Genomic DNA, 7,712 nt, shown 5'->3' on the forward strand with positions numbered 1-7,712 from the left:
GCTTTGGGTGTTGCAGCGGATCAGGGAATCCCTAGCTCGATCGTCCTGAAACACGAGCGCCAAGCTACACAGAACTGGATCCCCGCGTTCGCGGGGATCAGCGGAATGGAAAAGTGAACCACCCTTTCGACGCCGCGCAGGATCTGAAGGATGCGCCGAACACCGGCGTGCGCATGAAGCCAAAGGATGCGGCGACCCTGATCGTGACGCGGACGACGGGCGGACGCACCGAGGTGCTGATGGGCCGCCGGGCGGCGGGGCACGTGTTCATGGCGTCGAAATGGGTGTTTCCCGGCGGGCGGATCGATCCGTCCGATTTCCGCATCGAGCGGCGGGCGATCTGCCGAAACCGTCACAGGCCCTGCTGGCCCGGGAGCTGCCCGCGCGCCGGGCCCGCGCCCTGGCCCTGACCGCCATCCGCGAGACCTTCGAGGAGACCGGCCTGCGGCTGGCCCGGGCCGCGCCGCCCGCATCGATCGCGGGACCGTGGCGCGGCTTTCGCGCCGTCGGCGCCCTGCCCGACCTGTCGGCCCTCACCTACATCGCCCGCGCCATCACCCCGCCGGGCCGCACCCGCCGTTTCGACGCCCGGTTTTTCATGGCGTCAGCCGAGGCCCTGCTGGACGTGCCCGCCGCGCGCCCGACCGAGGAGCTGGACACGGTGGCCTGGATCCCCATGGACGAGGCCCGGACCCTGGACCTGCCCGCCATCACCCGCTTCGTCCTGACCGAAGCCGCCGAGCGCCTGACCGCGCCGGATCGCCCCCTGCCCTATGTGCGTCAGCTGCATGGGCGGCACCGGGTGGAGTATCTGGACGGGTAGGCGCAGTCCGGGCGCGGCGCCGCGACCAAAGGTGGCGGGAACCGGCGCCGACAAGGTGGCATTAGATGCCGCAATCGCGATCGCATGGAGCTCAGACCTTGATGAACCATCCTATGCAGCACTTTGAGCATGGCGGAGCCACATCGCGGCCCTGCACGACGGGAAGACCGGCAGCTGGCAGTATGTGGTCTCCGATCCGGCGACCAAGGCCTGCGCCATCATCGATCCCGTGTGGGATTTCGACGAGAAGGCCGCCGCCACATCGACCCGTAATGCCGAGGTCCTCCTGGCCCATGTGCGGGATGAAGGCCTGCAGGTGGAGTGGATACTGGACACCCATCCGCACGCCGATCACTTCTCGGCGGCGCCCTGGCTGAAGGCGCGTCTGGGCGCTCCCACCGCCATCGGCGACAAGGTCACGGGGGTTCAGGCGCTGTGGAAGGATCTTTACGGTCTGGACGCCGACTTTCCCACCGACGGGCGGCAATGGGACCGCCTGTTCATGGCTGGAGACACCTTCAGGGTCGGCGGGCTGGAGGGACGAGTCCTGTTCTCGCCGGGCCACACGCTGGCGTCGATCACCTATGTCATCGGCGGCAACGCCTTCGTGCATGACACCCTGATGATGCCGGACGCGGGCACCTCACGGGCCGACTTCCCGGGCGGCGATTCCCATGCGCTTTACGGCAGCATTCAGGAGATCCTGGCCTTGCCCGACGACACCGGCGTGTTCGTCGGGCACGACTATGGTCCCGACGGGCGCGATCCGGAGTGCTTCAGCACGGTGGCGCGGCAGAAGGCTGAGAACATCCATGTGGGCGGCGGCCAGTCGGAGGCGGCCTTCGTAGCCCTTCGCGACAAACGCGACGCCACGCTGCCGCTGCCCAGGCTGATGCTCTACGCGCTGCAGGTGAACATCCGCGGCGGCAGGCTGCCCGAACCCGAGGCCGATGGGCGTGTGTTCTTCCGCATTCCGGCCAACCGTTTCGAACCGCCCCGGAATTAAGGTGGACTAGTCGGACTGTCAGGAGGACGTCGTCGCACCGTGGACGTGAACATCCGCGCCCGAGTGCCGGTTCAGTATTTCCACGGCGCGGTGCTCGTCTTCCTGATTCCAGGTCCTCACCCAAAGGAGCAAGCCGCCCCGTTCAAGCTGTTCCTGCAGATACTCGGCGTGGCGATCGCCCACCAGCTTCGCCAGCAGGCCGCCGATCAGCGCGCCGCCGCCGCCGGCCAAGGCCATCCCCGCCAGGGCCGTCGCCAACGCCCCGCCGCTGACCAGAACGGCCCCGGCCGCCGCAATGGCGCCGACATACATCAGGCCGCCGACCAGACTGCCTTCGGCGGCGCTGACGGATTCGGGCGACACATAACAGGTGCGAGGGATTTCGGGATCGTCCTCTGTCTCCGTGACCTTGCTGTACCGGTGGCCGAGCTTGTCCTCGATGACATGTTCGCTGGCCAGCAGGCTGAGCTCCGCGCGGTCGAAGCCGGAGCTCAACAATTCATCGATGGCGCCCTGAAGGTCCGCTTCCGTCCGGAGCACGCCGACGGCCTCGCGGATTCCGACTTCCTTGGTCATGCGCCTCATCCTGAGTGAACGTTAGACGTCGTTGAAACTCGCATCCCCCGCATTGATCTGGATCATGCCACCGGGCACGCCCTGATGAGTTCTCAATCTGGCGTACGACGATGCTGTCAGGTCGCGCGCAGCGCCCTAGGCCGGATCGGCCTGGTCGCCGTCCGCAACACCCCCTTAGGAAGGGTCCGCCAGGAACCCTGATCTGCCGCTCCGCAAGCCCGGACTCGCGGGCCCATGGGGGCCCCTCACCCGATCAACGCCCGCGCCGCCGCCCGCGCCGCGTCCGTAATCTCCGCCCCCGCCAGCATGCGCGCGATCTCCTCCTGCCGCGCCTGATCGGTCAGGGTGTCCACGGACGTGCGCGTCTCGCCCTCGATCTCGGCCTTGCGGACCTTCCAGTGGGCGTGGCCCTTGGCGGCGACCTGGGGGCTGTGGGTGACGACCAGGACCTGGGCGCCGTCGGCCAGACGCTTGAGGCGCAGGCCCACGGCCTCGGCCACGGCGCCGCCGACGCCCTGATCCACCTCGTCGAAGATCATCACCGGCTGGACCCCGCCGCCGCGCTCGGCCAAGGCCGCCTTCATGGCCAGGGCGAAGCGCGCCAGTTCGCCGCCCGACGCAATGGCGTCCAGCGGGCCGAAGGCGGTGCCGGCGTTGGTGGCCACCTCGAATCGCACGGCCTCCGCCCCCTCGCGCCCGCGTCGCTCTTCCGGCAACGGCTCCAGCGTCACCCGGAACTGCGCCCGCTCCAGTTTCAGCGGCGCCAGCTCGGCCTGCACGGCCGCGGCCAGCCGGTCGCCCGCCCCGCGCCGCGCCGCGGTCAGCACCGCCGCCGCTTCGTCATAGGCCGCACGGGCCGCCGCGGATTCGGTCTCGGCCGCCTTGAGCGCCTCGGCGCCGTCCTCGATCAGGCGCAACTGCTCGCGAAACCGGATCCGCTGCGCCGGCAAGGCGTCCACGGTGACGTTCAGCTTGCGGGCCGCCGCGCGCAGGGCGAACAGGCGCTCCTCGGCCTTGTCCAGCTTGCCGGGCTCGAACTCGAAGGCGTCCGCCGCCGCGTCCACCGCCGCCACGGCCTCGGTCGCCTCCACCAGCGCCCGGTCGATGGCCTCGCCCGCCGCCGCCAGCCGGGTGATCACCGGGTGATCCTCGCCGGCGCCCGACTGCACCGCGCGGGTGCGGGCATGCTCCACGGCCCGGAAGGCCTGGGCCAGTTTTTGCGACAGGGTGTCTCCGCCCAGCGAGTCCCGCGCCGAGGCCAGATCGGCCAGCGCTTTCTCCGCCGCGCCCAGAATGGCCCGTTCGCCCGCCAGATCGGCTTCCTCGCCCTCCCGCGGGTCCAGCCGATCCAGTTCGGCGAGCGATTCGCTCAGCTCCTCGAAGCGGGCCCGCGCCGTCTCGGCCTCGGCCCGCAGGCTCGCCAGCGCCGTCTCGGCCGCCTTCAACCGGTCATGGGCCGCCGCCACGGCGCCGCGCTCGGCCGCCAGCCCACCGTAGGTGTCCAGCATGCCCCGGTGGGTTTTGGGGTCGAGCAGGCCGACGGTCTCGTGCTGGCCGTGCACCTCCACCAGACGGGCGCCGATCTCGCGCAGGGCGGTGACGCCCGCCGGCTGGTCGTTGATCCAGGCCCGGCTTCGGCCATCCGCCGTCAGGGCCCGGCGCAGGATCAGGTCCTCGCCCGGCGCCGCCTCGAAGCCGCGCTCGGTCAGCATGTCGAGGAAGGAGGGATCATCCGGCGCGCTGAACACCGCCGTGGCCACGGCCTGTTTGGCGCCGCTGCGCACCAGCCCGGCGTCGCCGCGTCCGCCCAGAGCCAGTCCCAAGGCGTCCAGAATGATGGATTTGCCCGCCCCGGTCTCGCCGGTCAGCACGGTCAGGCCGTCCCGGATCTCCAGATCCAAGGCCTCGACCAGCACCACGTCGCGAATCGACAGGCTTGAGAGCATGACACTCCGTCCGGCGCCGTCAGGCGGCCATCAGTGGAACGGGACGCGAACGTCCCCTCCCCCGACTAGCAGATTCGCGAGGCCGCGACCGTGATCAACCGGGAATGAGGCGACGCAGCCAGCCTTCACGCTCGCCTTCAGGCTCAACGCCCGGGCGCTGGCCGTCATTGGTCAGCAGCACATAGGCGTCCTGGTACCAGCGGCTGCCGGGATAGTTGTGACCCAGAACCGCACCGTTGCGGGTGGCTTCCTCGTCCAGGCCCAGGGTCAGATACAGTTCGACCAGCCGGTACAGCGCCTCGGGCGTGTGGGAGGTGCGCTGGAATTCCTCGTTGTCGATCACCGTCCGGTAGCGGTTGATGGCGGCGAGCGGCTGCTCCTGGCGCTGATACCAGCGGCCGATGGCCATTTCCTTGCCCGCCAGCTGGTCGTTGACCATGTCGATCTTGATCAGGCGTCGGCGGCGTAAGGGGTGTCCGGATAGCGGCGGGCCACGTCACGCAGGGCGAGCAGCGCCTGGCCGGTGGCGGCCTGGTCCCGGCCCACGTCCACGATCTGCTCGAAGTAGCAGACGCCCTTCATGTAGAAGGCGTAGGAGGCTGACGGGCTGCCCGGATAAAGCTGGATGAAGCGGTCCGCGGCGGCGATGGCGTCCTGATAGCGACCCTGCCGGTAGAAGGCGTACATCTGCATCAGGATCGCGCGGCGCGACCATTCCGAATAGGGGTGCTGGCGCTCGACTTCCTGGAAATAGGCCACGGCGTCCAGCCACCGCTCACGCTCCAGCCGCTGGTATCCGGCGTTGTAGAGCAGATCGACGGGCCGCTCCTCATAGGCGAGCTGCGGGCGGTCGTTGCGACCGGCGCAGGCGGACAGGGCCGTGGTCGCGGCCAGCACGACGGCCAGGGCGCCGATACGGGTCGACAAACCGGAACGCGATTTCCTGAGAAGCAAAGTCCGACCTCACATGGCTGCGCCCGCCCCCGGCGGCCGCTTGAAAGACAGTCCGGCGCTTCTACACCAGCGATTTGTTCACGCCAATGCGGCGCGGCGTGGGTTGCTACACGCGCGCCGGCTGCTAGAAGGCCCGACGAGTAATCGTGCCGATGACGGCGAAAGGATGACAGCCCATGAAGCTGCTGGCGGGAAACTCCAACCGCACGCTCGCCCAGGCCATCGCCGATCACCTGGATGGTCCCCTCACCCGGGCCCAGGTCAAGCGTTTCGCCGACAACGAGGTTTTCGCCGTCATTGACGAGAATGTGCGTGGCGAAGACGTCTTCATCATCCAGTCGACCAGCTATCCGGCCAACGACAACCTGATGGAGCTGCTGATCATCACCGACGCCCTGGTGCGGGCCTCGGCGCGGCGCATCACGGCGGTCATGCCCTATTTCGCTACGCCCGTCAGGACCGGAAGACCGGGGGCCGCACGCCCATTTCAGCCAAGCTGGTGGCCAATCTGATCACCCGGGCGGGCGCGGATCGCGTTCTGACCATGGATCTGCACGCCGGTCAGATTCAGGGTTTCTTCGACATCCCCACGGACAACTTGCTCGCCACCCCGGTGCTGGCCCAGGACATCCGCAAGAATTACGACAAGACCTCCGAACTGATGATCGTTTCGCCCGATGTGGGCGGGGTGGTGCGCGCGCGCTCCCTGGCCAAGCGGCTGGATGCGGACCTGGCCATCGTCGACAAGCGCCGGCCCAAGGCGGGCGAGAGCGAGGTCATGAACATCATCGGCGACGTCGAGGGGCGCCGCTGCATCCTGTTCGACGACATCGTCGATTCGGGCGGCACCCTGGTCAATGCGGCCGAGGCGCTGATCGAGAAGGGCGCCGCGGAGGTGTCGGCCTACATCAGCCACGGCGTTCTGTCCGGCCCGGCCGTCAACCGCGTGGAGTCCTCGGTCCTGAAAGAGCTGGTCATCACCAATTCCATCGAACAGCCGCTGGAAGTGAACAACTGCAGCCAGATTCGGCAGGTCAACATCGCTCCCCTGATCGGCGAGGCCATCCGGCGAATCGCCAACGAGGAGTCTGTCTCCAAGCTGTTCGATTAACGATCGAAAAACCAAATCAGGGGCGGTATAAGGACTTCAGTGTCGGACGCCGGATTTGGGGGGCGTCTCGCGTCCCGTCTTAAGGATCGCTTGATGCAGCAGGCTTTTGTACGTCGCGGCCTCGGCATGGCCGCAGCCTTGTCCGCCCTTGTTCTGGTCAGTTGCGAAACGCCAGAGCCTGAGGCCCCGCCGCCTCCGCCTCCGCCTCCGCCGCCCCCTGCGCTGGCGCTGAACAGCGGAATTTCAGAGGCCGCTGCGGTCTATGTGGCCTTCATGCGCGAGGCCCGGACCATCGATCCGGCCATCACCGACGCCGCCACGATCGAAATGATCATGAACCGCGGCGCTGCCTATGAATCCAACCAGTTGTCGCGCGGCATGATCGCCTACGGCGCGATCCTGGCCCTGCAGTCGACCGCTTTCGTGGAGGGCGTGCGCACCTACGCCGTCGACCCCGAGCAACGACGCCAGGTGATCGAACGCATCCAGGCCGACCCGGCCTACGCCGCCCAGCTTCCGGGCGCCGCGGACGCAGCGGGCCTGATCGTGGCGACGCTCCGCTCCGATTCGGAGGCGCTGGCCGCCATCGCCCATGTGGTGGCCGAGGACGCCTACACCATCCAGGAACGCAACGACCCGCGCCGCCGCTGGGCCCAGCAGGCCGTGCCGGACCGGGATCTGCGGCTGGAGACCGTCAGGCGGCTGTCCGAAGCCCAGATGCTTCCCGGGGCCGAGGACGCGGCCCGTCTGTTCGCCGCCGCCCATGACGGGAACGGCCTGAACGTCAGCGCCGAGGCGCTGCAGCCCCCCTACACCCCCGCCGTGGCCAAGGCCCTGGCCATCGCCGCCATGGCCGCTCTCGGCGCGGGCGGCGATGAATGGCGCGCCAACACCGAGGCCCTGACTCTGGAGCGCAACAGCCAGTTCTGCCTCAGCATGTCCAAGCTGAATCTGTACCAGTGCATCGCCGCCGCGCGTCCGCACTACGAGCACATGTTCTGCGCCGGACGTCACGTGGTCGGCGACCTGGCCACCTGCACGGCCGAGGCGATCACCCCCGAGCCGGTGATTCTTCCCACCAGCATGGCGCAGTCCACGCCCGTCGCGGCTGACGCCGCGGCCACATCCACCGAGGCGATCGAGAACGGAGCCGCGTCTCCCAACTGATCGTCGGGCGACGGCCCGTCGCCTTTCCGCGCGGCCATGGTTGCGCTTCGGAAACGAAGCGTGTAATGACCCGCGCTCTTGAATTCGAGGGTTTCGACCCCCGCCGCGCGGGCCGTTTTGCGCGGCGGT

5 protein-coding genes and 2 pseudogenes are annotated in these 7,712 nt (G+C 68.6%); 4 read left to right on the top strand and 3 right to left on the bottom strand.

Annotation, left to right across the window (positions count from 1 at the left end):
* The first annotated feature begins 280 nt into the window (after positions 1–280).
* Both MBEBAB_RS14105 and MBEBAB_RS14110 read left to right on the top strand, forming a co-directional pair.
* The gene (locus tag MBEBAB_RS14105; protein WP_242397185.1) at positions 281–823 is read left to right on the top strand and encodes an NUDIX hydrolase; all 543 of its coding nucleotides are present in this window, start codon (positions 281–283) and stop codon (positions 821–823) included.
* 184 nt (positions 824–1,007) lie between these two features.
* Positions 1,008–1,829 (top strand): MBL fold metallo-hydrolase, encoded by an 822-nt coding sequence (locus MBEBAB_RS14110; protein WP_021698663.1) that lies wholly within the window; start codon positions 1,008–1,010, stop codon positions 1,827–1,829.
* A gap of 18 nt (positions 1,830–1,847) precedes the next feature.
* On the opposite strand, the gene MBEBAB_RS14115 is transcribed toward MBEBAB_RS14110, so the two are convergent.
* The 3 genes and pseudogenes from MBEBAB_RS14115 to MBEBAB_RS14125 form a co-directional block, all read right to left on the bottom strand.
* Entirely contained in the window at positions 1,848–2,405 is a 558-nt protein-coding gene (locus MBEBAB_RS14115; protein WP_021698664.1) for a hypothetical protein, read from the bottom strand.
* 245 nt (positions 2,406–2,650) lie between these two features.
* Entirely contained in the window at positions 2,651–4,351 is a 1,701-nt protein-coding gene (gene recN, locus MBEBAB_RS14120) for a DNA repair protein RecN (RefSeq protein WP_021698665.1), read from the bottom strand.
* Positions 4,352–4,445: 94 nt separating this feature from the next.
* Positions 4,446–5,278 (bottom strand): annotated as a pseudogene (locus MBEBAB_RS14125) (outer membrane protein assembly factor BamD).
* A 203-nt stretch (positions 5,279–5,481) separates the two neighbouring features.
* Between MBEBAB_RS14125 and MBEBAB_RS14130 the strand changes: the two are divergent.
* Both MBEBAB_RS14130 and MBEBAB_RS14135 read left to right on the top strand, forming a co-directional pair.
* Positions 5,482–6,416 (top strand): annotated as a pseudogene (locus tag MBEBAB_RS14130) (ribose-phosphate pyrophosphokinase).
* A 93-nt stretch (positions 6,417–6,509) separates the two neighbouring features.
* Positions 6,510–7,583, top strand: a complete 1,074-nt coding sequence (locus tag MBEBAB_RS14135) for a hypothetical protein (protein ID WP_021698668.1) — start codon at positions 6,510–6,512, stop codon at positions 7,581–7,583.
* The last annotated feature ends 129 nt before the right edge of the window (positions 7,584–7,712 follow it).

Source organism: Brevundimonas abyssalis TAR-001 (genome assembly GCF_000466985.1).
In the GTDB taxonomy this organism is placed as follows: Bacteria; Pseudomonadota; Alphaproteobacteria; order Caulobacterales; family Caulobacteraceae; genus Brevundimonas; species Brevundimonas abyssalis.

What these genes read in the sequence shown, in the direction of transcription:
- MBEBAB_RS14115 (WP_021698664.1), bottom strand. Translation starts at nt 2,405, where the DNA reads ATGACCAAGGAAGTCGGAATCCGCGAGGCCGTCGGCGTGCTCCGGACG.
- MBEBAB_RS14105 (WP_242397185.1), top strand. Translation starts at nt 281, where the DNA reads ATGGGTGTTTCCCGGCGGGCGGATCGATCCGTCCGATTTCCGCATCGA.
- recN (WP_021698665.1), bottom strand. Translation starts at nt 4,351, where the DNA reads ATGCTCTCAAGCCTGTCGATTCGCGACGTGGTGCTGGTCGAGGCCTTG.
- MBEBAB_RS14135 (WP_021698668.1), top strand. Translation starts at nt 6,510, where the DNA reads ATGCAGCAGGCTTTTGTACGTCGCGGCCTCGGCATGGCCGCAGCCTTG.